At 51.0% G+C, this 24,283-nt stretch carries 18 protein-coding genes and 3 pseudogenes; 6 read left to right on the forward strand and 15 right to left on the reverse strand.

Annotated elements, in window-relative coordinates; genetic code table 11:
* Positions 1–34: 34 nt before the first annotated feature.
* The 12 genes and pseudogenes from ABV298_RS21405 to ABV298_RS21460 all read right to left on the reverse strand — a co-directional run bounded on the left by ABV298_RS21405 (position 35) and on the right by ABV298_RS21460 (position 16,046).
* Positions 35–1,510, reverse strand: a complete 1,476-nt coding sequence (locus ABV298_RS21405; RefSeq protein ID WP_353718203.1) for a cytochrome c class I — start codon at positions 1,508–1,510, stop codon at positions 35–37.
* 117 nt (positions 1,511–1,627) lie between these two features.
* Positions 1,628–2,059 carry a cytochrome c gene (locus tag ABV298_RS21410; RefSeq protein WP_353718204.1) on the reverse strand — a complete coding sequence of 144 codons (432 nt, stop codon included), beginning with the start codon at positions 2,057–2,059 and terminating at the stop codon, positions 1,628–1,630.
* A gap of 127 nt (positions 2,060–2,186) precedes the next feature.
* A complete protein-coding gene (locus ABV298_RS21415) occupies positions 2,187–3,917 on the reverse strand; it encodes a c-type cytochrome (protein ID WP_353718205.1) in 1,731 nt (576 codons plus the stop codon).
* 106 nt (positions 3,918–4,023) lie between these two features.
* Positions 4,024–5,275 (reverse strand): annotated as a pseudogene (locus ABV298_RS21420) (amidohydrolase/deacetylase family metallohydrolase).
* A gap of 51 nt (positions 5,276–5,326) precedes the next feature.
* Complete coding sequence (locus tag ABV298_RS21425) at positions 5,327–6,550, reverse strand: aminotransferase class V-fold PLP-dependent enzyme (RefSeq protein ID WP_353718206.1); 1,224 nt, start codon at positions 6,548–6,550, stop codon at positions 5,327–5,329.
* Positions 6,551–6,795: 245 nt separating this feature from the next.
* A complete protein-coding gene (locus ABV298_RS21430; protein ID WP_353718207.1) occupies positions 6,796–7,449 on the reverse strand; it encodes a SusD/RagB family nutrient-binding outer membrane lipoprotein in 654 nt (217 codons plus the stop codon).
* Positions 7,382–8,371: a SusD/RagB family nutrient-binding outer membrane lipoprotein gene (locus tag ABV298_RS21435; RefSeq protein WP_353718208.1), complete on the reverse strand. Its 990-nt coding sequence runs from the start codon at positions 8,369–8,371 to the stop codon at positions 7,382–7,384. Before ABV298_RS21435 ends, ABV298_RS21430 begins: the two co-directional genes overlap by 68 nt.
* A 14-nt stretch (positions 8,372–8,385) precedes the next feature.
* Positions 8,386–11,841 (reverse strand): SusC/RagA family TonB-linked outer membrane protein, encoded by a 3,456-nt coding sequence (locus tag ABV298_RS21440; RefSeq protein WP_353718209.1) that lies wholly within the window; start codon positions 11,839–11,841, stop codon positions 8,386–8,388.
* A 131-nt stretch (positions 11,842–11,972) separates the two neighbouring features.
* Positions 11,973–13,010, reverse strand: coding sequence for a FecR domain-containing protein (locus tag ABV298_RS21445; RefSeq protein ID WP_353718210.1), 1,038 nt, complete (start codon positions 13,008–13,010; stop codon positions 11,973–11,975).
* 69 nt (positions 13,011–13,079) lie between these two features.
* Positions 13,080–13,622, reverse strand: a complete 543-nt coding sequence (locus tag ABV298_RS21450) for an RNA polymerase sigma-70 factor (protein ID WP_353718211.1) — start codon at positions 13,620–13,622, stop codon at positions 13,080–13,082.
* A 302-nt stretch (positions 13,623–13,924) separates the two neighbouring features.
* Positions 13,925–15,028, reverse strand: coding sequence for a lactonase family protein (locus ABV298_RS21455; RefSeq protein ID WP_353718212.1), 1,104 nt, complete (start codon positions 15,026–15,028; stop codon positions 13,925–13,927).
* Between the two features lie 280 nt (positions 15,029–15,308).
* A complete protein-coding gene (locus ABV298_RS21460; protein WP_353718213.1) occupies positions 15,309–16,046 on the reverse strand; it encodes a carbohydrate-binding family 9-like protein in 738 nt (245 codons plus the stop codon).
* 288 nt (positions 16,047–16,334) lie between these two features.
* Between ABV298_RS21460 and ABV298_RS21465 the strand changes: the two genes are divergently transcribed.
* The 4 genes and pseudogenes from ABV298_RS21465 to ABV298_RS21480 all read left to right on the forward strand — a co-directional run bounded on the left by ABV298_RS21465 (position 16,335) and on the right by ABV298_RS21480 (position 19,896).
* Complete coding sequence (locus ABV298_RS21465) at positions 16,335–16,628, forward strand: hypothetical protein (protein WP_353718214.1); 294 nt, start codon at positions 16,335–16,337, stop codon at positions 16,626–16,628.
* A gap of 131 nt (positions 16,629–16,759) precedes the next feature.
* A pseudogene (locus tag ABV298_RS21470) lies at positions 16,760–18,296 on the forward strand (MFS transporter).
* A 39-nt stretch (positions 18,297–18,335) separates the two neighbouring features.
* A complete protein-coding gene (locus ABV298_RS21475) occupies positions 18,336–18,587 on the forward strand; it encodes a DUF6814 family protein (protein WP_353718215.1) in 252 nt (83 codons plus the stop codon).
* Positions 18,588–18,713: 126 nt separating this feature from the next.
* A pseudogene (locus ABV298_RS21480) lies at positions 18,714–19,896 on the forward strand (acetyl-CoA C-acyltransferase).
* Here the strand turns inward: ABV298_RS21480 and ABV298_RS21485 are convergent.
* The gene (locus ABV298_RS21485) at positions 19,897–20,400 is read right to left on the reverse strand and encodes a GtrA family protein (protein ID WP_353718216.1); all 504 of its coding nucleotides are present in this window, start codon (positions 20,398–20,400) and stop codon (positions 19,897–19,899) included.
* Positions 20,401–20,614: 214 nt separating this feature from the next.
* Here ABV298_RS21485 and ABV298_RS21490 point away from each other — a divergent pair, with 214 nt between their 5' ends.
* The gene (locus ABV298_RS21490; protein WP_353718217.1) at positions 20,615–21,133 is read left to right on the forward strand and encodes a hypothetical protein; all 519 of its coding nucleotides are present in this window, start codon (positions 20,615–20,617) and stop codon (positions 21,131–21,133) included.
* Positions 21,134–21,144: 11 nt separating this feature from the next.
* Entirely contained in the window at positions 21,145–21,681 is a 537-nt protein-coding gene (locus ABV298_RS21495) for a hypothetical protein (protein WP_353718218.1), read from the forward strand.
* Here the strand turns inward: ABV298_RS21495 and ABV298_RS21500 are convergent, their stop codons facing one another.
* Positions 21,682–22,692, reverse strand: a complete 1,011-nt coding sequence (locus tag ABV298_RS21500) for an SMP-30/gluconolactonase/LRE family protein (RefSeq protein ID WP_353718219.1) — start codon at positions 22,690–22,692, stop codon at positions 21,682–21,684.
* Between the two features lie 60 nt (positions 22,693–22,752).
* The gene (locus ABV298_RS21505; RefSeq protein ID WP_353718220.1) at positions 22,753–24,282 is read right to left on the reverse strand and encodes an alpha-amylase family glycosyl hydrolase; all 1,530 of its coding nucleotides are present in this window, start codon (positions 24,280–24,282) and stop codon (positions 22,753–22,755) included.
* Position 24,283: the final 1 nt, after the last annotated feature.

A 24,283-nucleotide genomic window follows, 5' to 3' on the forward strand; every position in this document is an offset into this window, starting at 1 on the left:
GAATAATTAAAGTTATATGTAGAACGAGATGTAATTACGATGTTTTCTTCCTGTTTTTCTTCGCCATCTTCTCATTGGCGGGCAATGTGATTTTCCAGAGACTTCCCCCGGCCTTGTTACCGCCTTGCTTGCCGCCGTATTCAATGACATACAGGATGTTACCAACCAGCAAGGCGTCGGTAGGAGCAGTAAAGTTGTTGATAATGCTTGTGGTCCTGGTCTTATAATTGTCGGTCTTCTTGTCGTAAGTCATTTCCAGATGCAGCAGGTCTTTCCCATACCTGCGCAGCGGATTGGGGTTGACAACGCCGTTGCGGGGGCCGCCGGTGTAGCGGATTACGAAGCCGTCTCCGGTAAACTCCTTGCCTAATGCATTATGGGTATCGAAGAAAAGGCCCAACGGTGAGGAATGCGCATTGAACGTCCCGACGGTAACGCCGGTGGTATCGCCGTCCATTACCACGCCGGTTTTGCGGTCGCGGTACTCGTTGGCATCCGGGCCCAGATTCTGGACGGAAGGTGTGAATTTCACGCCCTCCGGTCTTTTGGGGAAATCGGGGTCGTTGTGGAAGTATTTCATGAGGAATGCGAACGCAAACTTGCTCAGGAAAGGGTCTTTTTCGGGGTCTGGCTGAAAATCGGGATATTGCTGCGGGTTTTCGATGCCGCCCATTACCCAGGGGAAACCGTAATGGTGGCCTTTCCGTACCCAGAACATATCCTCGGGGTGATCGTAGTCACCGGAGTTGGATACTGCAAACAGGTTTCCTTTTGCATCGAAAGCCATATCGTAGGCATTGCGGATCCCTTCGGCAAAAATGTAGCCATCGGCTTTCAGCTTGGCCAGATCAGTCGAAAGGAGCAGGTCTTTGGAATCGATCGGGAAGCGGAAAATGTTCGCGGTGAGGGCGTTGTCGCGTGCATTCGGGTATTCGCCTCCATTGTCCTGCACTTCGCCGTGGTCGGTACGCGCGCCGGTGTTGACGTAAATGTATTTCCCATCCGGACTGATTTCCAACGCATTCCAGCCGTGATCGAACGTAGTTTTATTGGCGCCGTACTCAACCGTGTTGAAAACAACCGTCATTTCCGGTTTGTCAACGCCGGGCGTGGGAGCGCCCGGCGTTATTTCGTAACGGACCATCCGGCCTTTGTTGCCTTTGTTGTTGTTTACGCTAACGTTACCCGCGAGGAACAGCGTGTTGCCGTGGAATGCAGCTCCCTGTAAACGCGGAATACCGTGGTCTTCCACGGAAAGTATCTTCTTGCTCACAGGTTTGCCATTTTCAATAACGATCTTGACCACATCCCCGAAAAAAGTGGTATAATACATGTCGCCCGTAACCGGATGCTGGATAAGGCGGACGGCTTCCGGTTCTACCTTCATGTACTCTTCAATGATGATGTCGTCGCGAAGTGCTTTGGGCTTAGAAGTTGTAACCTCCCGTTGTTGTCCGGAGACGTGGAACGCCATGCCCAGTGCGAGCACCGACGCGAATCCGGACTTCATTATGCGGCTGTAATGTAACATAGTGTTTTTTTAGGATTTAGGTGATTTTAGCTGTCGGCCATCAGCAATCGGCTATTAAACTGAAACGCCGACTGCCGATTGCTGACGGCCGAAGTATTACTCTGTTTTACCCAGGTGCCGGATATACGCCACCAATTGCCAGCGTTGCTCAGCCGTGAACACATCCTGGAATGGTGGCATATTGCCCCTGCCGTTCGACATTTTCCAGAACAGCGCGCCGTCGCTCTGTGCCTTCACGAGCGTATCGTGAAAATTAGCGGGTTTCTGGCCAAGAGCTCCTCCCGCGGCGCCATCTCCATAACCGGTTTCACCGTGGCAGGAAGAGCAGTACAATGTAAAAAGTTCTTCGCCCTGCGCGAGCGTCAGCGGCTCTTCGTGGTAGGGACTTTTTAGGGTATCGGCCCAGGCCGGTGCTTTCCAGGGCTCCTGGTTGCTGTGAATAAACGTATTCTCTCCGGAAGAAAACCCGGCCAGGCCGATTCCGGAAAGAATGATAAGGCTTGCGGCGATAATTCTATTTTTCAGCATGAATTTACAAAAATGGTGAATTGGTCGGTTCTGCCATTCTTCCTCCAACCCCTTTAAAGGAACACTCAATTGCCGGAGAGTAATATCCGCTTAAACGGGGTTGGAAGATGAACGGCGTAATGTCTTGCTATTTGAGCGATGCCCTTACTTTCGCTACTTCTTCCGTCGTAACAGGGCTCGCATTGTTTCCGAAACTGCTTCGGATGTGGGTCAGTACCTCTGAAATTTCCTCGTCTTTCAAAAAGCTGTGTTGCGGCATTACGTTATTGTAGGACTGGCCCTTCACTTCGATGGGGCCTTCGAGCCCGTTCAGTAACACCTTGATAAGCCGCTCCTTGTCGCCGGTTACCCATTCGGCACCTGCCAGCGGGGGAAAGCGTTGCGAGTCGCCCATGCCATTGCGCTGATGGCAGGCCGAGCAGTACACGTTGTATACCTTTCCTCCTGCAACGGGTTTGTCTTTATCTAAATTATCATTCACAAAATCGGGCGTACGGATGTGCGACATGGTTTTGCGCTGTTCCATCTTGGCGAGCGCCGTTTTGTTGAATTTCTTCTTGTTGCCTTTGTAGGTCACTTTCCAGATTTTGCCTTTCTCTGTCTCGGCAATATAAATCGAACCATCGGGTCCCATGGCGATGCCCATCGGGCGATATACAGCGTCGCTGACATTTACGATGGGATCGAGGCCTGCAAAACCATCGGCGAAAATCTCGTATTCTCCCGCAACCTGCCCATTTTTGAAAGGCACAAACCCGATGAAATAGCTCGATTGCGGATAGGGTGCGCGGTTGGTAGAACCGTGGAATGCAATGAACGAACCATTTTTATAATGTTCCGGAAACTGGTTCCCCTGGTAAAAGAGAAGGTCGTTCGGCGCCCAGTGTCCTGGGAAACCGATCAGAGGCTTCTCATACTGGTCACACTGACCCACAATTTTGCCATCGCCGCCATATTCCGGGTTCAATACTTTTTTGGCCTGCATTTGATCCCAGTAACAATAAGGCCAGCCGGCATGGGTACCTTCTTTAATCCGTAAAAACTCCTCCGAAGGCAGCAATGCGCTCTGCCAGCCATTGTAAAGCTGCGGCCACAGGCGTAAAAGGTCGTCGCGGCCATGCTGGACGGCATAGAGGTTGTTATCCTGGAAATTCCAGTCGAGCGCCACGACGCTGCGCAAGCCGGTTGCAAATTTGGTACCGTCTTTCTGTAACTGCCCGGTCTTGTTCGCGTCGAATTTCCAGATGCCGCCGTGGTCTTCCAGAATAGGGCAGGGGGTCATTCCCTTCGAGCCCGGCGTGCGGTTTTGCTCCTGGCAGCAATTCGAATTGGCCCCGAAAGGCACATACATAAAGCCCTTGTCGTCGAATGTAATCGGCTTCGCGATGTGCTCGTGCATACCGTGTGCGTGATCGTCGGTGAGGATGACCTCTTCCGGGCCATCCGGCACGAGTTTACCGGGCGTCAGTTTATAACGATAAACGACCAGTTCCGAGCTGAAATACAGGTAACCCTTGTATATCCGCATGGCGGTCCCGTAGGCACGTTCTTTCGCTGCGCCGCCGAAACGCCGGATAATATCGGCGCGGCCATCCTTGTTGGTATCCCGCAATGCGATCACGGATTCGCCTTTGTCGGCGAAGCGCGCTTTGACATAAATGTCTCCATTGTCGTTGACCGCGATATGCCGGGCACGGCCGGGAAGACTGTCCACCACCACCGTAGCCTCGAACCCGTCCGGCAAAAACAAACCGCCATTTTTAGTGTTGACGACCGGCAAGTCCTGATCGGAACGCTGCGTAAATCCCAACGCCAGAAGTACGAGCAGGGAAGAAGACCATTTGAAACGCGTTTTCATATTTGTTTGCAAGAGGGGTTTAGGAAACTTTGGTGCTGTAAGCTTTAAGCTATAAGCAATAGGCTCTAGATTTACAGCTTACAGCCTACGGCTTAAAGCTTATAGCCTACTTTAAATATACCGGCGACGTTATTCCGTTTAAGTCGTAAACTATTTTCCCCCCCCATGATGGTGAGTTCGCATTCGAGTTTTTCTTTGCCTGTTACCTTGTAGCCTGTCTTGTCATAGAAACCGAAATTGCCCTGGCGCATTGAAAATACGGCCACGTCGGCTATGGCGCCTTCCGAGATATGGCCGAGCTGTTCGCGGTGAATTACTTTGGCGGGTTCCCAGGTGCTGGCCCTGATTACCGACGGCAAATCCATTCCCATATTGTAAAACTTCGACATGACGCTCAGCATATCCTTCATCGAGCCGTTCATACTGCCTGTATGGAGGTCGGTGCTGATGGTGTTGGGATAAAAACCAGCCTTCATGGCCGGGATTGCCTGCGAGTAGTTGAAGCTCGCACCGCCATAACCCACATCGAAAATGATGCCCTTTTTACGCGCTTCGATGACGAACGGTTTCACTTTTTGCGTGGCTTCATCCACAATGGTTTCTCTCACATTGCCTTCGAGCAGGGTATAAGCGTGTGTATAAATGTCGCCCGGACGAAGATGTTTCATAAAAAGTTCTTCGAGCGGAAGTGGGGGCGTGCTGCCGCCAAAATCGATCATAACCGGCATATTGGCCAGTTTTCCGGCCTTTACGGCATTGTCGACCGGTTTCCAGTCCTTGCCCTGGAAGTGCGCCACTTTGAAACCAACTACATCATTACGGTTCTTGATAGCCACGCCCGCGGCCAGGTTCGGGTCCATATCGGCGGTGTCCTGTTCCCAGGTGCCGCCGCGCATCCCCTGGCCTACGATATTGAGGAACGAGAGTACGCGGGTTTTGGAATTGAAGATCACATTGTTTTTAAACTCCGAAAACGAATCCCAGCCGGCACCACCCGCGTCGACGATCGTCGTCACGCCTACGCGGAAGGTGAAACCGTCGGGTGGGACCGCCACCAAACCATTACTGAGGTAATGGTTTGGCTCGGTACCGAAAAACACGTGTCCGTGGATATCGATCAATCCGGGTGTGACATACATCCCTTTGGCATCCACCACCTGGCGGGCCTCCTTCGGATCGATATCCTTCGCCACTTTTTTGATCTTGCCTTCGAAAATACCGACATCCATCACCTGATTGATATTGTTCTTCGGGTCGATCACCGTGCCGCCTTTGATCAGTATGCTGTACGTCTGCGCATGGGAAGCCACACCGGTCAGACATGCCAGAAGAATGATAAGGAAGGACTTGTGTTGCATGCTAATGATTAAAGGTTTGGGTTTAGGAATGTTAAATGGTACTGTACATATTTAAACAACTGCTTTCGACAGTTCTTCTTTGAGCCGGGATGCCACGATTTTCTCCTCGCCCGGTTTGAGCATCCAGGTGGTGATAGTCAGCGAGTTGTTCTCGCCGGTCATCACTTCGATCGACGGGTTGCCTTTCCGGAGGCTTTCCTGCAATGTTTTCACAGGCAGGCTTATTTTGGCGGCGTCCCAGGATACTTTCAGTGTAGGGGTGTGATTACCCAGCTCCGGGACCGTGACTTCGGTAACGACGCCTTTTACACCTTTTACCGCATTCTCGATCGTAGCCACGCGGTCTTCCCAGATTTTCCACTCCTTTTTGTGGTCCATCTTCACGAAATTGTCGAGAGCGACATACATGCCCAGGATCTCCTCCTTGTTCACTTTCATCCCGCGGCCGATAGTCGATCCGCGTGGAGGCATACTGAGGCGCGCGGCGTCGATGTATTGTTTTTTACCCATCAGGATACCGGCGCTCTGTGGCCCGCGCATGGCCTTTCCGCCCGATACGCACACAAGGTCGAAGCCCATGTCGTTGAAACGCCACAAGTTTTCGACCGGCGGCACGTCGGCGGCCATGTCGATCATCGTAGGGATACCATTCTTTTTAGCGATCTCCACCCATTGCTCGTGTTTGATCTGCCCCTTATCCGACTGGATGTGCAGGAACCACATCAATGCAGTCTTTTCATTGATCGCCTTCTGCAACTCTTCGGCAGTTTCGACCTGGACAATTTTGCAGCCGGTATTGGTCAATGCATGCGAATAGCCGATGTTGTGGCCTTTTTGTATGATCACCTCCGATTTCATGCCGGTGCCTTCCAGGTGGGGGAGCGCTTCCACTTTTTTCTGGTCCATGCCCGTGAGTACGCCTGCGAGCCCTAGCGTAAGTGCCGAGAAGCAGCCGGCAGTCACGACCGCGGATTCGGCATGTGTAACAGCTGCGATTTTCTCGCCTACTTTCGTCTGGACCTCGTCGAGCATCATAAAATCTTTAGACGCGCCCTGGATCGTGGCTACCACATCGTCCTGCATTAATGAACCGGTCATAGCGGTGTAGGTACCGGCCGCGTTGATGAACGTACGGATACCTAACTCTTTGGCCAGGTTGCGCATGGGCACTTTCGCAACGAGGCTCGCGGCTTCGGCGGTGCCGCTTTGGCCCAAAAATCCGCCCAGAAGGGGAAATGCGGACAGATGCTTGATTAAATCTCTACGGTTTATCATAATGGTTAAGGGCTGAATAGGTTGGTTAAAGGCTCTACGACACGGTTTTGGCAATAAGCAGAGAAAGGATGCATTTTATAGGTGCCGATACTCTGTTTTGTAAGTTTATTTTTTTAATAATCAAAAATTTTAAAAATAAACTTTGGTCATTGTCGGTTTTGTAGCCTTTTTATTCCGAATAGAGGGTTGCTGAAAGTGCCTTCCGGAACAATTCGCCGGAAGGCACTTTTTACTACTCGTCTACTTTAATCTACATCCCACCATATTGGGGTGGCTGCACTGTCCTTTCCACCGAGGTGTGCCGCTACGGCTGCTTTTACGGCATCACCGCTGGAATTGGTCACAGCCGACGGATAAGTCAATCGTTTGATAAAGGTTCCGGCCGGAAGATCAGGGTTTTTCGTCACCGCTACCGGATAAAGTTTGGGATAACCCGTCCTTCTGAATTCCGACCACGCTTCGGTACCCTCGGGATAGAGCGCTATCCATTTTTGGGTAATGATTTTTTCCAGTTTGGTCTCAAAGTTATCCGTCTCGCTCCATTTAACGGTTACCTTAGTTTGTGCAGGGAGATTGTTGGCTGTGTTTTTCGGATCGACATAGGCAATCTGCGTCCCGGTACTCAAAAGGTACTCGTCTACACCGCCTGCCCCATTAGCTTTGAAGGACGCGCGAATGCCGTCTTCATAGAATTTCTGAGCCGTACCGCCCATATTCCATCCGCGCAAGGCGCCTTCCGCTTTCAGGAAATAGCTTTCCGCAACGTCCACTTGTTTTACCGGCGACGTCGTGGATACATTTGGGAGGGAATAGAACTGATAACGGCTTTTTTCAGGCCTGTCCGAACCGGCACGAATACCCTTGATCTTCCCACTCGCGACTGGGTCGGTTGCAGGCACGGCGTAGAGCCGGAAGGCGCGGATCGCTGAAACCTGTTAGGAAGGTTTCGACCGTCGCTGACAAGCGGGTATCAGACCAGGCATTGGCCATGGTATAGTAGGGGTTGGTAGTGGTAGGTGTTACCGAGAACCCAATGTCGGTGAGCAGACCGCCGTTTTCCGCTGCTACCGCTTTTTCGCCTTCCGTTTTTGCCAGATCCGGTTTAACCTTTGAAATCCGGATGGCAAGGCGAAGACGCAATGTGTTCGCCAGTTTGATCCAGTTGGTATATTCGCCAAGGAGCGAGGACTTGTCCCATTTCGCAAAACGCGTCTTGTCCGCATTCGGGTTGGCTGCTTCTGCCGCTTTGAGAGCGGTTACGGCTTTGTCGAGCTCGGCAAAGAATGCTGTATAAGCTTCCTCTTCTGAATCGAAGGCGACTTGCGCGGCAGTACCGTACTTGGTGTAAGGGTATGGTCCAAATGTATCCACGAGGCGGTGTGCCGCAGCTACTTTAATAATCAACGCAATTGCATATAAATCGGGATATTTGGTTTCATAACCCTTTTTCCACATTTGCAGCCATTGGTCCATCACGTTCTGGGTCGAGGTGTTCCAGGCGGTGTTATTCCAGCCGTCAACCATGAAATAGGTGGTCGTGTTTTCGTTGTTAAGGAATGGCGTAGGCGTTTCCAGGTAACCGGCATAAGATTCGGCTTGCAGGTTCTGTTGGGTTTGCACCGCGGTAGTGGTAGCCACGATGCGGTTCATCATCAGGGGAAGCAAGATGCCTCCTTCGTTGGCATCCTGAACGAGTTGCTCGTCGGTAATGAGCTTTTCATCCTGGTTCAGCGTTTGCATGTAATCTGTACAAGACGAGACAGAAAGCAGGCATCCCAGGGCCAGTACGCTGTATTTGTATTTTTCTATAAAGAATTTCATGAGAACGATAGTTATTAGAAGGTTGCACGAACAGTTACACCATAAGAACGGGTAGCAGGAATGCTGAACCCTTCAATTCCCTGCATGGCGTTGGCGGTAGTAATGCTGACTTCGGGATCGAAGGGCGCATCTTTATAGAAGAAAAAGAGGTTTCTGCTGATGAATGAAACGCTGATGTCCTTGATCGCTTTGGAAACTTTCGGAAATGTGTAGCCGAGTGCGAGTTCGCGCATACGCACGTTGGTCGCGCTGAACATGTACTCTTCTGCTGCGGCAGCCACATCGCCCTTACCAGAGATAAAGTTATAGTACGTTTCAGCAGGGATCGTTTTGCCGTTCACATTCACGCCTCCCGCGTCACGCGCGTCGCCCGATCTTTTCGACAGACCTTTGAAGTCCAGCCACTGCTCTGTCATTGAAGCAATTTTACCGCCGAAGCGGCCATCTACCAGGAAGGATAGCGTTGCATTTTTGTATTTAAACTGGTTGTTAAAGCCGAGCAAGAATTTCGGGTTTGCATTGCCAAGATACTGATCGGTGCCTGGCGAGAGGAGCGGAAGTCCTGTGGTTTCGTTGTACTTGATGTTGCCGTTTTCGTCACGCTGATAAGTTTTTCCGAAAAGATCGCCATAAGAGCCATATTCACGCCCCCCAAGGTTCGGAATGCCCGGGCGCGTCAGAAATAGTTGGAGCATCCGCGTACTGCCGCCAGCTTGCAACACAAACCAGTCGGCTTTCAGCAAGCTACTCAGCTCCCTAATCTGGTTGACGTTTCGTGAGAAGTTCAAGGCCGGCGTCCATGTCAGGCCGCCGCCAAGGTCAGCTTTGTAGCTCAGTGTAGATTCGAAACCTTTGTTCCGGATGGTACCTCCATTGATCCAGAAATTGGAAGCACCGGCCCCTGCCGGTGCCTGGATTTGGAATACCTGATCGTAGGTGGTCGCATTGTAATAAGTGAGGTTAAAGCTCAGTTTGTCCTTGAAGAACCGCAACTCGGTACCAATCTCATAAGAACGGGTGCGCTCCGGTTTCAGGCTGGTAGTGTCGCTTCCACTGAAAAACGGCAGTGTACCGCGGCCATTCACGTTTTCATCATTCGACAGAGAGTAAGGGGGCGTCCAGTTAGCCACGCCGAAGGGCAGCGCATTACCTACTTCGGCGTACGAAGCGCGGACCTTTGCGAACGAGAGAATATCACTCGGTTTTAAATGTTCGGTGAGCACATATGACAGACCTACGGACGGATAGAAGAAGGACTGGTTCACCGTTGACGACCATTCTTTGCGGGCTGTCAAGTCAACAAAGAATGTTTCTTTGTAACCTACAGTGGCAGTTCCGAATAACGCCTGGGATAGCCTTTTCTGCAAACTTTCCGTTGCGTTGAAGAAGCCTTGGCCCGTGAGGCTTTGCAATGCATACACTGAGAAATAGTTGGGATATGAAAGCGTGTTGGTTGCGCCGTTGTTGCCCACATTCATATCATAAAAGGTATTCTGCGTATTGCTGAAACCGAGAGTCGCCGAAACGAAAACGTCTTTGCTAAACGATTTGGTGCCACTAAGCAAAACGTCCGAATAGAGTTGGTCTGTGTTGGTCAGGTTCTTGCGGTAGCCACCGTTGCTACCAACCAATGTCGGGTCCGACGATGCATATTGGCGTAGCTCGTAAGTGTCCTGAACCTTGTCATACGTAGCGCGGCCTTGAAGATTTAACCAATCTGTGATCGCCCATTTGGCTGAGAAAGCATAAATCGTGCGGTTACGAAACTGGTCGGTCTGGTTGCGTTTAGACAGCCAATATGGGTTCTGGTTGGAGCTTGCTTCGTTTTTGATGTACGGCCAGTTTTGAACATTCATCAAGCGGGCGGGATCCCATTTCTCGAAGTTGCCACCGCTGTATTTGGAGAAATCATCGCCGGTCGGGAAGAGGTAAAGGCTGAAAATAGGGCTGTAATAGAAACCCGACTGCGGACGGTTGTATACTTTTTGCTCGATATAGTTGACGGATGCGTCAAGAGACAGTTTGTTGTTGAAAAGCTGTGTCGTTCCGCGGAGGTTCACGTTATGACGGTTGTAATCGTTTTCGGGAACAATGCCATTTGCCTTGGTATTAGCGTATGATACATAGAATTGCCCGATGTCGTTGCCATTCGTGATGGAAAGGCTGTTAACGAACGTCTTACCGGTGTTGAAAAAGTCTTTCAGGTGCTTGTCGCTGCCGTTGGTGATTTTTGGGCCCCAACTGTCGTTCACAGCGGTGTTGGCAACTCCACCATAGCCCTGTCCGTATGACGTTTGAACCTGCGGCAATGCGATCGGATTTTCGAAGTTAGCCGTTGAGGAAAAGTTGATGGACGCAAAACCTTTCCGGCCTCTTTTCGTTGTAACCAAAATCACCCCGTTCGCCGCCTGGCTTCCATACAACGCTGCTGCGGACGCACCTTTGAGAATCGAAATGTTCTCGATGTCTTCAGGATTAAGGTTGGAGATCGCATCGCCTGCATCACGGGTATCGAATAATGTAGTACCCTGTGCTCCGTTGGCATTGTTCATTGGAATACCGTCGATGACGTACAGGGGCTGATTGTTACCGGTAATGGATTTGTTGCCACGGAGTAGCACTTTAGAAGAAGACCCCGGGCCGCCTGTTCCTTTTGTAATAACCACACCCGCAGCCTTACCGGCCAGCGAGTTTACCATATTAGGGTCTTTCACACGCGTAAGCTCCTCTCCGCCCACATTTTGTTGCGCGTAGGTCATGCTCTTGGCATCTTTTTCGATACCCAGTGCCGTTACGACTACCTCGCCGAGTTGCTTTACGTCGTCCAACAAAACGACATCGATCACCGAGCGGCCGCCGACGGTGATCTCTTGGCTGGTATATCCGATGGAGGAAATAATCAGTACCGAATTATCGTCGGGCACATTGATTGAAAACTTACCATTGATATCGGTGGTGGTTCCGGCAGTTGTTCCTTTTAATAGAATGTTGGCCCCCGGAATACCCGAGCCTTTGGCATCCCTGACAATGCCGGTCACTTCTTTCGCAAGTGTTCGGGCGGCTGGAGTCGAAACAGGCACTTCCGCAGCGGCGCGTGAAACCGGTTTATCGTTTATGACAATATTATTGTTGATCTGGGTATAGCCAAGTCCGGTGCCTGTCAGTATGGTTTCCAGGATCTCTTTCACTGTTTTACTTTCAAGGGAGACCGAAATGCGTTTCTTTTTATCGATCCGCTCAATGCTTGTGACAAATTTGAAATCACTTTTTTTCTCAATAGCCAGAAAAGCTTTTTGAAGTGTGACGTCTTTGAGGTAAAGCGAAATCTTCACTTCCTCGATGCTTTGCACAGAGCGGGGATTCATCGCGAAGACCGATCTGCCGACCGCCAGGATAACGACCATCAGCACGAGTAGCTTCCAAGACCGGCTCGCGGCACGGCGGTGTTGTACAGGTAACAATTTGCTCATACGATTGGGTAGAAAAGGTTAAATTGAGAATTGAGGGATATATAAAACTGCACATAATAATGCCGGTCGGTAAATGCTCTGTTTACACGCTGATGCTTTGGGCCTATGTCGGTATATGTCTGGTTTTGATTTTATCTGCAAGCCCCGCCATGAATGGTTACCTCGGTACCGTCGATCTTGTAGCGGAACGAATTCGAAATGCTTAACAATTTGAGTACATCTTTCAATGTAGCGCCCTGGTTGAAGTTGGCCATCACCCGGCAATTACTTAAGTTCTTGTCGCTCAGAGCGATTGTGACACCGTAATGTTCTTCCAGTCTGGCGATTACTTCGCTATACGTATTATTCCGGAAAACGAGTTGTTCCTTACGCCATGCACCGATATCGAACGTGCTAACGATGTCAATATACGTTTCGTCTTTTTCAGTATTGATTACCAGCTCTTGCTGCGGAGTCAGTTGCGTGATGCGAATGGGCTCACCTGCCTCGATCTCCTTGCTCACCTCAACTTTCCCGGTCGCAACCGACACCGATGCAGTCTCGTCCCCTTTATAGGCTTTCACATCGAACGACGTTCCCAGAACCCTCGTCGATACCTTGTCGCTCTTTACGATAAATGGTTTCTCCGGATTCGGTACTACCTCGAAAAACGCTTCCCCTTCCAGGAAAACCTGTCTTTCATTATCCTTGAATGCCTTCGGGTACTCGATTTTGCTATTTTTATTGAGCCATACCTGCGTCCCGTCGGGGAGTTCTATGCTTACAACGTCCTCGGCGCCGCTGGTCCGGGTTTCCATGGCAACGCGGGCGGTGTCCCGGGAATCGTGTTGCCGGCTTACGAACACATAACCCAGCCCCGTCGCCAGCAAAATGCCCGCCGCGGCCAACCACGAGCTAATTTTGAAATAGCGGGGCCGCTCGTGAATTTCCTCTTCCGATGGATATTCCTGCTCCGCCATTTTCGCGTGCAGCTTCGAAAGCCCGCTTTCCAGGTTGAACGCCGGGTCGTTTTCCGGGGCCTTTTCCTGCTTCCACGCCGCCTCTATCTGCCGGAACAACAGCAGGTTATCGTATTCTTCCAGCCACCATTCCATAGCCAGTTTTTCTTCCGGGCTGCATTCGCCAGCCAAATACTTGGCGATTAGGGGCCATGGTGTGTGATCGGACATCAAATTCAGAGCTTTCTGGTGTTAGGACAAATAAAAAATGGGCATACCCCCATCCTTTCGGAATTTTTTTTAAACCTGATAAGTTTTTTGCAGAAGTTTCAGCTGTTTAATAGCCTTGCCCATTTGGTTTTCTACTGTTTTGGCGGAAAGGGAGAGGATTTGGGCGATTTCGTTGTACGTAAAACCTTCGAAGCGGTTGAGCTGGAAGATCGCCTTTCTTTTCTGCGGAAGATAGTTAATGAGGTCGGTAATGCGGGTTTCGAGCTCGTGGTACATCAGTTCGTCGTCCGGGCCGGGCATTTCCCCGATAATATCGTCATTGAGCTCTTCCATGACGTATTTTTCCTGCTTCATGTAGTTGATACAGGTGTGGCGTGTGGCGGTGAAGAGGTACGAGCGGACGTTCTTTTCGACCGTCAGCGTATCGCGCTTTTCCCATATCCTGAAAAAAACGTCGGCCACGATCTCTTCCGCGAGGTCCTTGCGGTTATTGAGGTAGGTCGCGAAACGGCATAGCGAGTAATAATATTTCCGGAAAAGGCAATCCAGCGCCCGGTTATCTCCTTGTTTGATCAGGGAAATAAGAAGCAAATCATCCTGGCCGTTCATCATAAACTGTGGCTAAATTGGTATCGGGTAATTCCAAAACTTTATTCAATGACCTTACAGAGCGTCGGAGTGATTAGCCCAAGTATTACCTTATTTAGAATCTGTACAAGTCAATTTTTGTGCCAGAAATAAAAATAGTAACATTTTCTTTGGCGTATTTTAAATAATAACGAAGAATAGCGTTCAGATTTCTAAAATTAAAAAAGTTGATAGAAAATAAGCGCCAGTTGCCGAAAAAATTATTTCAACTATGTTTTTCCATGTACTGGCGCTCATTTCCGGCGGTGTTCCCGGTCGACCGGCAACTAGTTAAGGAACAGTTGCTTGACGCACACGGGCGTAGGCGCACTAATCTCTTTCCCGGTATAAGTCAATTGCCCGGTGGCGGCGTCGCGCTTGAAGAACACGGCGTTGTCGTTATCCCGGTTGGTCACGATCGCGAATTCGCCCTTCGCATCGATGAGGAAATTGCGCGGATGTTTGCCGTGGGTATCCGCATGCCCCGCGATGGTCAGTTTACCTGTTTTGGCATCCACAGCATAAATGGCGAGGCTCTCATGCCCGCGATTGGAGGCGTAAAGGAATTTTCCGTCAGGTGAGAAATGGATGTCGGCCGCGTAGCTTTTCCCGGTGAAGCCGGCGGGAAGCATGGTAACGCGTTCCAATGGAACCAATGCACCGCTTCCCTTTACGATTTTGAAAGAATTCACAACAGAAGCCAGCTCACAAGCCGAATAACCAAAGTTTCCGTTAGGATGAATGGCGAAATGGCGAGGGCCGTCGCCTGCTTTCACTTCGGCATAGGGGACGGAGCCCGGCGTGAGCTTACCTGTCTGCGCGTCAACAGAATACACCATGATCTTGTCAATGCCCAGGTCGGAAGCGTAGATGTATTTGCCGTCGGCCGACGGGATAATGGAATGCATATGCGGCTTCTGGTCGGGGCGGCCTTTGTCCTGGATAGTGTCCGCCAATGCACCGATGCTGCCATCCTGGTTCAGCCTGAACACTGCGAGATCGCCGCTGCCATAGTTCGATAGATAAATAAAACGGCCCTTTGGATCAACGCTGACATGACAGGGGCCGCGGCCTTGTGCAGGCTGGGTGTTCAGGGCGGTGAGCTTGCCGGTGGTTTGATCGATGGCGTAGGCCGACACGGTGCTATTACCCTCATTGGCTGCATAGAGGTACTTTTTATTAGGATGGAATTCGAGGAACGACGGGCTGGTTTTGCTCGCCAATACCTGCAACTCCTTGAAGGAGAAGTTGCTGCGGTCGAATTCGTATACATAAATGCCCTCGCCTTTTTGCGTATATGTGCCGAGGTAAAGTATTTCCTTTTTGGGTTTCTGGGCAAAAGCTGTCATAGCCGATAATAAAACGATGAATGAAAGAATAGTCCGTTTCATGACAAGTTTGGAAAGAATTTTGTTGGTTATTGATCGGTTTACATTTTCAGGTAATTCCTGACGGAGTTCGGCGTCAGGCATGTTCTCGGTTGCTATGGGCAGGGAGGCAGGCGGGCCTGTCGCTTTGCCCGTAAGCGGACGTTCTATTTGAGGGCCGGATTTGCGAGAAAGAGGGTCGTCCTCACGGCTTGTCATTGTGCCCGGGAGGGGCTTCCTGTTTATAGATAATGCGTCGGGATTGGCATTTGGGCTCCTTAGGTGCCTCCTTACCACGTCATCGCTATTCGAATACCAGCGTGCCGAATTTGTCGAATTCGTGAAAGCTGCCGCCGGTTTTCTGCCAGGAATAATAGGCCGTTTCGCCGTCGTAGTCGATCCGGTAGAAATTCCCGCGCCACCGATCGCCGGGCTTAGGCGCTGCATTGGCAATGGGGTTCATCAATGCGAACGGAATGAAGAATTCGGCTTTCCAGCCCTCCACGGCCGCCATGCTTTTCTTCTGTCCTCCCTGCGCGCTGGTTTCATGCTGTACACGGTTTCTTTCGTTGTAATGCCATGGTTTCCAGCCTTGCGCGCGGCCTTTGATGTTAGGGACCAGGATAGCGAGTTCGTAATTCAACGGCGAAAGTTCATATTCGAGGTAGATGGGTACAGAAGTGTCCGGCCAAAGGAATACTTCCACTACGTCCTCTTTGAACAATGCGCCGAAGTCTTCCATAATGGTCGAGGTAAGCTTCTGGTCGACGCAGTCGAAAAGAAAGTACATGCCTTTGTCGGAATACAGGATTTTGACGCGGGTCGGGAACTGCCGGCCGGGTGCGGTTTGCCTGGGGCCTTTCTGCACGGTAATGTTGAACCACTGCGCGGCCGACCAGTTGGGCGCTGTGCCCTCGCCGTTAACTTTGAAATCGGTGGTTTTCTTCACGGTCAGCGAAGAGTCGGGGACGGGGTTAGCGGCGAGCCCCCGGTGCGTGAGGCCGCAGGCGAGCAGTCCCATGAGAACAAATTTTTTCAGCATTCATCAAAAAGGGTTAGGATTGGAAAAACGGTTCAGGTATTGCCGAGTGTGTTCATTTGCAATCAGATGTGCCGGTACCGGCCCGGTATTTGGGGTATACGGGCGCAATTGGCAGCGATTTTTTTTCTTTCCGGCAATTTCAAGAGGTTTTTACATTTTACCAAATCATTATTTTTGTAGTGTGGATTATTGATGAAATCTTTCGGCATGAAAGAAGCTACCGTAGCGGAATATTTTAATAATTTAGGTCGTACGTTTAAAATTGAAACCATTTAACAAAACACTGTCATGATACGCGAAAGTGGAGAACTGGCCTTTGCTGACATCAGCGAGGCACTTTTAGAACCAGCTGTTTTCCCTGACTACCAAGGGAGCACGAAAAAGACCCGTACGGTAGCGCAAAAAGATCCGTATGGAGATGATGACGACGATGACGAGGACGACTTTGATGAAGATCTCGACGATGAAAAGGTTATCGACGAGTTCGACGATGATATAGACGATCGCGAAGTGGTGATCGAAGACGGCGACGAGCTGCTGAGAAGGCTCGACGATTTCGATGACGACGACGACGATTTTTGATAATCCGTTTGAAATTAAGACCAGCCTCTGGATCATTTCCAGGGGCTTTTTTATGGGTTGGTTATGAGTAATGAAATGAGGGTTGTGACTTATTCAGCTAAATTGTTCAATTCCTCACCTTTCCTAAACTCATGCGTTCCACCGAATCCAATGTTACACAAAGCATTACGCAGGTAATCGCCGCTTCTTCCTTAGGTACATTAATTGAATGGTATGATTTCTACATTTTCGGAAGCCTGGCCGTCATTATAGGCCAGCAGCTTTTTCCCAGCGATGCCGGCGCGTCGGCGCTGATCAACACGCTGGCCATCTTCGCCGCAGGATTTATAGTACGCCCCTTTGGCGCATTAGTGTTTGGTCGTTTAGGTGACCTTATCGGCCGGAAATACACCTTCCTGCTAACGCTCGTGCTGATGGGCGGCTCTACCTTTCTCATCGGCCTTATACCGTCCTATTCCAGTATCGGGTACGCGGCGCCTATTCTCGTGCTGATCCTGCGGCTCGTTCAGGGGCTTGCGCTGGGGGGCGAATACGGGGGGCGCGGCCACGTACGTAGCAGAGCACGCGCCTGTGGGTAAGCGGGGCTTTTTTACCAGCTGGATCCAGACGACCGCCACATTGGGGCTGTTCCTGTCGTTGGGAGTGATTGTACTGACTAAAAATATCCTCGGTGCGAAAAATTTCGCCGACTGGGGCTGGCGCATTCCGTTTCTGGTTTCGATCCTGCTGGTGGGAGTCTCTATTTACATCCGGATGAAAATGCACGAGTCGCCGGTTTTCTCCAAACTGAAAGCCGAAGGAAAAGTCTCCGCTAACCCTTTGAAAGAAAGCTTTCAAAGGAAAGCGAACTTCAAGATGGTGCTTGTAGCATTATTTGGGGCCACGATGGGGCAGGGCGTAGTCTGGTACACGGGACAGTTTTATGCACAGTCCTTTCTGGAAAATACCTGCAAGCTCGACTTTAATGAATCGCGGTACATCTTGCTCTGGGCAATCGTTTTTGCGACGCCGTTTTTCGTGATTTTCGGTTCGTGGAGCGATAAAGTCGGCCGTAAATGGATAATGCTGGCCGGCATGCTGCTGGGCGTAATCTGCTACCGGCCGATCTACCAGTACTTTCTCGACGCCACCAATGTGAAAGAAATGCAGAAAACAATGCTTTTGAGCGAGTCCGAACCGGTTGTGGAGCGGACACTCGTGAAAGATAAAGCCGATTCGCTGATTACGACGACCGTTACCAAAACCCTGACTAACGGGATGACGTTCAAGGAGTCCAAAATAGTGATCATTCCCGAGGACGTGCTGGCGGAAGTGCCTGCACCCGAAACGGTTGTCAGGGACGTAACCCTCTCTCGGGGCGCATACATCATGATCATCGTGCTGGTGTTCTTCCAGGTCGTGCTTGTAACGATGGTTTACGGCCCGATCGCCGCATTTCTCGTGGAGCTCTTTCCGACGCAGATCCGCTACACCTCGATGTCGCTGCCCTACCACATCGGGAATGGCGTTTTCGGTGGGTTGGTACCCTTTATCGCCACTCTGATCGCCTCTTTCCAGGGCTCCACGCCACTTTCCGGACTTTGGTATCCCATTGGTGTGGCCGCATTGTCGTTTATCATCGGGGCTGTTTATATCGATAACCGGCGCGATGATAATGTGATGGATTAGTATCAAAATCAACACTTGACATTTAAATAACCGTAGAAAATGAGTGGTTTGAAAAAAATATTGGGGCTTCTCTGGATCGTGTCGGGGCCTGTCATCATCGTATTCCTTTTCATGCAGGCTGCCGATAAAATCGGCGAAGCGGCCGAAGGCATCGCCCGCACCAATACTACACTGCAATGGGCGATTATTATCCTGATTTTCATCCCGATCTGCACCGGACTGGTGATTTTCGGCTACTACGCCTGGAAGGGCGAGTACGACCATTTGCCGGAGAGCTCGGAGGAGCTTTGAGGGGCAATGAGTCAATGAGTGAATGATTGAATAGTTTTGTTTTGTTAAGAAAAGCGAGATCTCTCTCTATATTGGGTTCGCGTATTCACTCATTCAATTATTCGGTCATTCAATCATTCATTCATCATGCAAACTGACGTTTTTATTCTTTCCGCTTCGCGTACTCCCATTGGCAGTTTTGGAGGAACTCTTTCATCTGTTCATGCTGCAAAGCTCGGTGCTGCGGCGATTCGGGGGGGCGCTTTCCAAATCCGGGGTTGAACCGGCTGCGGTTGATGAAGTGCTGATGGGCAATGTGGTTTCGGCAAATCTGGGACAGGCACCGGCGCGGCAGGCTGCTATTTATGCCGGACTGCCCGTTTCGGTGATTTGTACGACCGTAAACAAGGTATGCGCTTCCGGTATGAAGGCTACGGCTCTGGGTGCGCAGGCGATTCAGTTGGGAGATGCGGAAATCGTAGTGGCAGGGGGAATGGAGAATATGTCGCAAATCCCTTACTATTTACCCAAGGCACGTAATGGCTATGGTTACGGACATGGGGAAATCGTCGACGGTTTGCTTAAAGACGGACTTACGGATGTGTACGACCAGATCGGCATGGGGGTTTGCGGCGACCGTACCGCTTTGAAATACAACATTTCCCGCGAGGCGCAGGATGACTATGCGATCCGTTCCTACCGGCGTTCGGCGGAGGCAACAGCGAATGGGTTCTTTGCGAATGAGCTGGTGCCGGTGGAAGTTACGTCCGCCAAAGGCGATGCCAGCCTGGTAACCGAAGATGAAGAATACAAGCGTGTCAAATTCGACAAAATACCCGCGTTAAAACCCGTTTTCTCCAAAGACGGAACCGTAACGGCAGCCAATGCTTCGACAATCAACGACGGAGGCGCGGCGCTGGTGCTGGCGGGAAACAATGCGGTGAATGCAGGAAATCTGAAACCAGTCGCGCGCATCGTCGCCTACGCGGATGCGGAGCAGGAGCCTGCGTGGTTCACGACCACGCCTGTTCTGGCAACGGAAAAAGTGCTGAAAAAAGCCGGCCTGAAAATCCCGGATATCGATTATTTTGAAGTAAACGAGGCATTTGCGGTAGTCGCGCTGGCCTACATCCAGGCACTGCATCTCGACGTAGAGAAAGTAAATGTATTCGGAGGCGCGGTGTCGCTCGGGCATCCGCTGGGCGCTTCCGGAGCGCGGATTATCACGACCCTGCTTTCTGTCCTGGAAAGAAACAACGGCAGATACGGCCTGGCTGCGATTTGCAACGGCGGGGGCGGAGCTTCGGCTATGATCGTGGAGAGATTATGATCAGCGGATCAGGACTTTAAGGCGGTTGTAAAAACCGGTGCTTTTGAAAGTGAAGGTTTTGTGCAGGATATAGTTGCTTACGAAGCTGAAACCCATCCCGATCACATAACAAACCATTTCGGTTACATTCACCTCTTTTTTGGCGAAAGAGAACTTTACTTTGTACACCTCCATGCCCAGGTAGTCGACGAGTACTTTCGACGAACCGATGGTGAATGCCCACGTAATGAAGAGGGAAACCATCGAAACCATCAGGAATTTGACCATTTCCCGGCGCGTCTGGTTGCTGCGCCGTGCGTCGAATGCGAAAAGTTTCGTTAATGTGAAACCCCAGAAGAAACCGATGATATAAGATGGTACAATGGAATCGCTCCAGGAGATATTGAACCAGTCCTGAATGAGACTGCTGGAAACTAACTGGATCAAAGCACCGGTGCCCGCAACAAGAAAATACGCAATGATATCTTTGGGATTAAAGATCTTGTTCTGCTTGATTTGGGTCACTGGCGGTATTAGTTAGATTAAAACGGCGAACCTGATTGAGGCCCCAATATTAGAAAGAAAATGAACTGGAAACAAAACAGGGTTCCCGATTTTGAGTAAATGGGCGTTCGAAAGAACCCGTCCCGAATGGTACCGTTTTTGCAACCGCTTGGTTAAACGGGCTTCCCTGAAAGCTCTGCCGCAGGCTTTTCGTTTAAACAGGAACGTTATCATTATGAAGAAGTTGTGTGTTTTATCGGCGTTGTTGCTATCCGGGTTTGTTTCTTATGGCCAAACCCGGAAATGGGCCGTAGGTTTCGAAGCGGGTGAGCCAATTGCGGTCAGTTTGAGGAAATATGGTGACAGAAATGCGCTCGATGTGAGCTTTGGTACTTACCTCGGCATGTTCAAGGGAAAGGACAATTATAAGGTAAGTAACGACGACCTTGGCGGCCTGGGGGTCATGTTCAACGTGACTTATCTGTGGTATGCGCCGATGTTCAACGAACGGATGATCGCTTACGCCGGACCCGGCGTGCAGATCAATTCACGGCGCTACTATCCCGACCGGAATGTTAGATCCGTTTATACCACCAATATATCTACCGGTCCGTCGGCAACTGCCGGTCTGGAATTTTTCTTTGCCCAAAAGCCGACCTCATTTTTCGTCGAAGGAGGTGGCTATCTTGAATTTATTCCTAAATTCTTTTACTTTAACCCGAATCTCAGCATTGGCCTGAGGCATAACTTCTAACGGGATAATCAGTGAAAAAGCTTTATATACGGGGTGTGATGGCGGCATTTGCCATTTTGACCTTCTCCTGTTCCGCCGCGTTGCAGCGCCGCTACGACCGGATGCACGGCGTTTCGTCGTCGTCCACAGACCGGTCCGCGCGTACTTCCGATGATGACAGGAATTACCAAACGAACGACGCGACTTATCGGAAAGATTACGACCGGGTAGTGGATAACAGCAATCCGGCAGCGGGCGTCACAACGCTAGGGAATGCCGATTATAATCAGCGCCTGTTGAACCAGTATGCCGAAATGGACAAGCTCGGGGAAGTGGTTCTGTACGAATTGGACAATCTCGAAAACCGCTACAATAAACTGCTGAACGAGTATAAAAATGCCAAATCTTCGTCGCGGCAGGTAATGGCGATGGAGCTCGACAAGATCAGCGATGACCGGCTGATGCTTTACAAAGCCTACACCAGCATTTACCGTAACGGCAAAGCCGATTGGGGTAGTGTGAAACGCGATGTCGACAATACGCTCCGCGAATACCGGAAGAACAACTGATCACCAGCCCGCCCCTTTGGTATTGGTTTTTACCCGGCACACGTAGCCGTCGACGGTCATATATAATGTAGAGCCGTCGTTGCCCCAGGCGCAGTTGGAAGTCAGCTCGCCCATCTCGATCCGGCCGAGCAGCTTGCCGGCAGGGCTGATAATGAGCATGCCGCCCGGTCCCGACGACCAGAGGTTGCCGTCCCTGTCAATTTTGAGGCCGTCGGGCAGGCCGGGGACGCCGCGTTTGCCCATGGCTGTGGCGTCGTAAATCAGCTTCCCTTTGCCTGCATTACCGCTCGCGTCGATGGGGTAGGCCATCCAGATCGACTTCTCCGGATCGGATTGCGCTACGTAGAGCGTCTTGCTGTCCGGAGAGAATGCGAGGCCATTAGGACGGCTGAGGTCGCTTACCTGCATGGTTACTTTACCGTCTTTATGAATGCGGTACACGCCGAAATGCGGGATTTCGCGGGTCGGGTCTTCGTGCTTTTTTGCCAGGCCATACGGCGGATCGGTGAAGTAATAATCGCCGTTGCTGTGCTGCACAATGTCGTTGGGACTGTTGAAACGCTTGCCCTCGAAGTTATCCGCTAATGTGATTTTGCCGCCCACACTCAATGGCATGGCCGAAATGCGGCGGTCGCCATGCTCGCAGGAAACCAGGCGGCCTTTATTGTCGATGATCAGCCCATTGCTGCCGGGCTCGTCGCTGTAAACACCACGACCCGTGTAACCCGACGGTTCCAGAAACACCGATAGTCCCTCTTTTTCGTCCCATTTGTAAACTTTGTTCTTGGGGACATCCGAAAACAGCAGATAACCGCCTTCCTTCACCCAAACCGGCCCTTCCGACCATTCGAACCCAGAGGCCAGCACCTCGATTCTGGCGTCTTTCGACAACAGTTTTTCAAAAGACGGGTCTTCATAAATGATCTTGCCCATAGTGGGATACGACTTTTGCGCCATAGCAGTAGAGGTCAGAAGGACAATCAGACAAAGGGAGATAATACCGGATTTCATAGGGAATGCATTAGCGGTACCGAAAGGAATTTAGCTAAAAAGAACCGGAACGACGGTTCCCTACTGGTTTTCGGGTTTTGCGGAGACCCTTGCCGGGGCCAGGATGATGCTGGAATGTGGGGATAACCGGTTTGTGGTCAGTTGCTTTTCGTGCGGAGGATCTGTCGAAAACAGCACTTCCGTAAACAGCGACTTATCTTCCGGTATTGTAAATTCAACTTCATGCTCCCCGAGGTTATGAATGACCATCAGCGAGCGGTCGGCATGCGGCCGGAAATAGGCCAGCAGCTCGTCGTTACCCAGACGTACAGGTTGCAGGTTGGGCGCAAGTACCTGGGCCAGCGCGGGCTCCGTTTTGCGCAGATGCAGGAGGCTTTTGTAATGATTGAAAACAGAGGATTCGTCGTGGATTTGTGCCGATAGGGGCGCCACTGTTTTCGGGGTAGTAAATTGAGGTTTGATCCAGCGGGCCAGTTGTGGATCGTCCGGGTCGGCCGTCCAGAGAAACGGCTCGCGGATATAGGGATCGGGTTTGGAACCGAGCATTCCGATCTCCTCACCATAATACAAATAGGGCTGGCCGGGTAATGTGAGCAGGATACTTGCCGCGAGCTTGATCTTCGCGGTATTGCCATTGACCACGCTGCCGATGCGCTCCTGATCGTGATTGGTGAGCATGATTGCATTGACAAATAGCGGGTTGTATTTTTGAAATAAATTGAAACTGGCTATCAGCTTGTCAATGAGCTGTTCGTCGCGTCCGGCTACGAGCATACGTTGGAGCGCAAAACTGAGATCGAAATGGAAGGTGGCGTTGAGGTGCCGGAAATAAGGCGCAACTTCCTCGGTGTCGGCCCACACCTCCCCGACGGTAAATGCGGTGGGATTGGCCTTCGCCACGATTTTGGAGAAAAAGTCCCAAAAAGTGACGCTCTGTTCCCGGTCCCACTCGGGATAAATGTGTCGCGCCGCATCCAGGCGAAAGCCGTCGACGCCGATATCGTTCAGCCAGAAACGCACAATTTTCGCGATTTCCTCACGCAGTGCCTCCGAATGATAATTAAGATCGGGCATTCCTTTGTAAAACAGGCCGTAGTATTTCTCATCGTCGCCCGGATTGGTGTGCCAGGGGTAAACCACCTGCGAGTCGTCGGAAGTTTCACGTTCAGAAATGCCCAGGTGATCGATCTGGTCCTGGGTCATCCACCAGTAAAATTCACGGTAGGGGTTATCCTTGCTTTTGCGGGCCTCCCTGAACCACGGGTGCAATGTACTGGTGTGGTTCACGATCAGGTCGAGGTAAACGGCCATGCCCCGCCGGTGCGCACCTGCGAGAAGCCGCCGGAAATCGTCCATGGTGCCGTATTCGGGCTCGATGGCGTAGTAATCCGTGACGTCGTATTTGTGGTAGCTGGGCGAAGGGTGGATCGGCGTGAGCCAGATCGCCTCGATACCGAGGTCGGCCAGGTAGTCCAGTTTCGAGATAATGCCGTTGAGGTCGCCGATACCGTCGCCATTCGAGTCGCAGAACGAACGGACAAATATCTCATAACAAACTTTTGGGATATTGGTGGGCTTGTCTGCGGGCATG

The sequence above is a fragment of the Dyadobacter sp. 676 genome, assembly GCF_040448675.1.
Taxonomy (GTDB): domain Bacteria; phylum Bacteroidota; class Bacteroidia; order Cytophagales; family Spirosomataceae; genus Dyadobacter.

Coding starts and splice junctions, on each gene's coding strand:
- ABV298_RS21440 (WP_353718209.1), bottom strand. CDS start 11,841: ATGAGCAAATTGTTACCTGTACAACACCGCCGTGCCGCGAGCCGGTCT.
- ABV298_RS21445 (WP_353718210.1), bottom strand. CDS start 13,010: ATGTCCGATCACACACCATGGCCCCTAATCGCCAAGTATTTGGCTGGC.
- ABV298_RS21500 (WP_353718219.1), bottom strand. CDS start 22,692: ATGAAATCCGGTATTATCTCCCTTTGTCTGATTGTCCTTCTGACCTCT.
- ABV298_RS21455 (WP_353718212.1), bottom strand. CDS start 15,028: ATGAAACGGACTATTCTTTCATTCATCGTTTTATTATCGGCTATGACA.
- ABV298_RS21415 (WP_353718205.1), bottom strand. CDS start 3,917: ATGAAAACGCGTTTCAAATGGTCTTCTTCCCTGCTCGTACTTCTGGCG.
- ABV298_RS21435 (WP_353718208.1), bottom strand. CDS start 8,371: ATGAAATTCTTTATAGAAAAATACAAATACAGCGTACTGGCCCTGGGA.
- ABV298_RS21460 (WP_353718213.1), bottom strand. CDS start 16,046: ATGCTGAAAAAATTTGTTCTCATGGGACTGCTCGCCTGCGGCCTCACG.
- ABV298_RS21425 (WP_353718206.1), bottom strand. CDS start 6,550: ATGATAAACCGTAGAGATTTAATCAAGCATCTGTCCGCATTTCCCCTT.
- ABV298_RS21475 (WP_353718215.1), top strand. CDS start 18,336: ATGAGTGGTTTGAAAAAAATATTGGGGCTTCTCTGGATCGTGTCGGGG.
- ABV298_RS21410 (WP_353718204.1), bottom strand. CDS start 2,059: ATGCTGAAAAATAGAATTATCGCCGCAAGCCTTATCATTCTTTCCGGA.
- ABV298_RS21465 (WP_353718214.1), top strand. CDS start 16,335: ATGATACGCGAAAGTGGAGAACTGGCCTTTGCTGACATCAGCGAGGCA.
- ABV298_RS21405 (WP_353718203.1), bottom strand. CDS start 1,510: ATGAAGTCCGGATTCGCGTCGGTGCTCGCACTGGGCATGGCGTTCCAC.
- ABV298_RS21505 (WP_353718220.1), bottom strand. CDS start 24,282: ATGCCCGCAGACAAGCCCACCAATATCCCAAAAGTTTGTTATGAGATA.
- ABV298_RS21490 (WP_353718217.1), top strand. CDS start 20,615: ATGAAGAAGTTGTGTGTTTTATCGGCGTTGTTGCTATCCGGGTTTGTT.
- ABV298_RS21450 (WP_353718211.1), bottom strand. CDS start 13,622: ATGATGAACGGCCAGGATGATTTGCTTCTTATTTCCCTGATCAAACAA.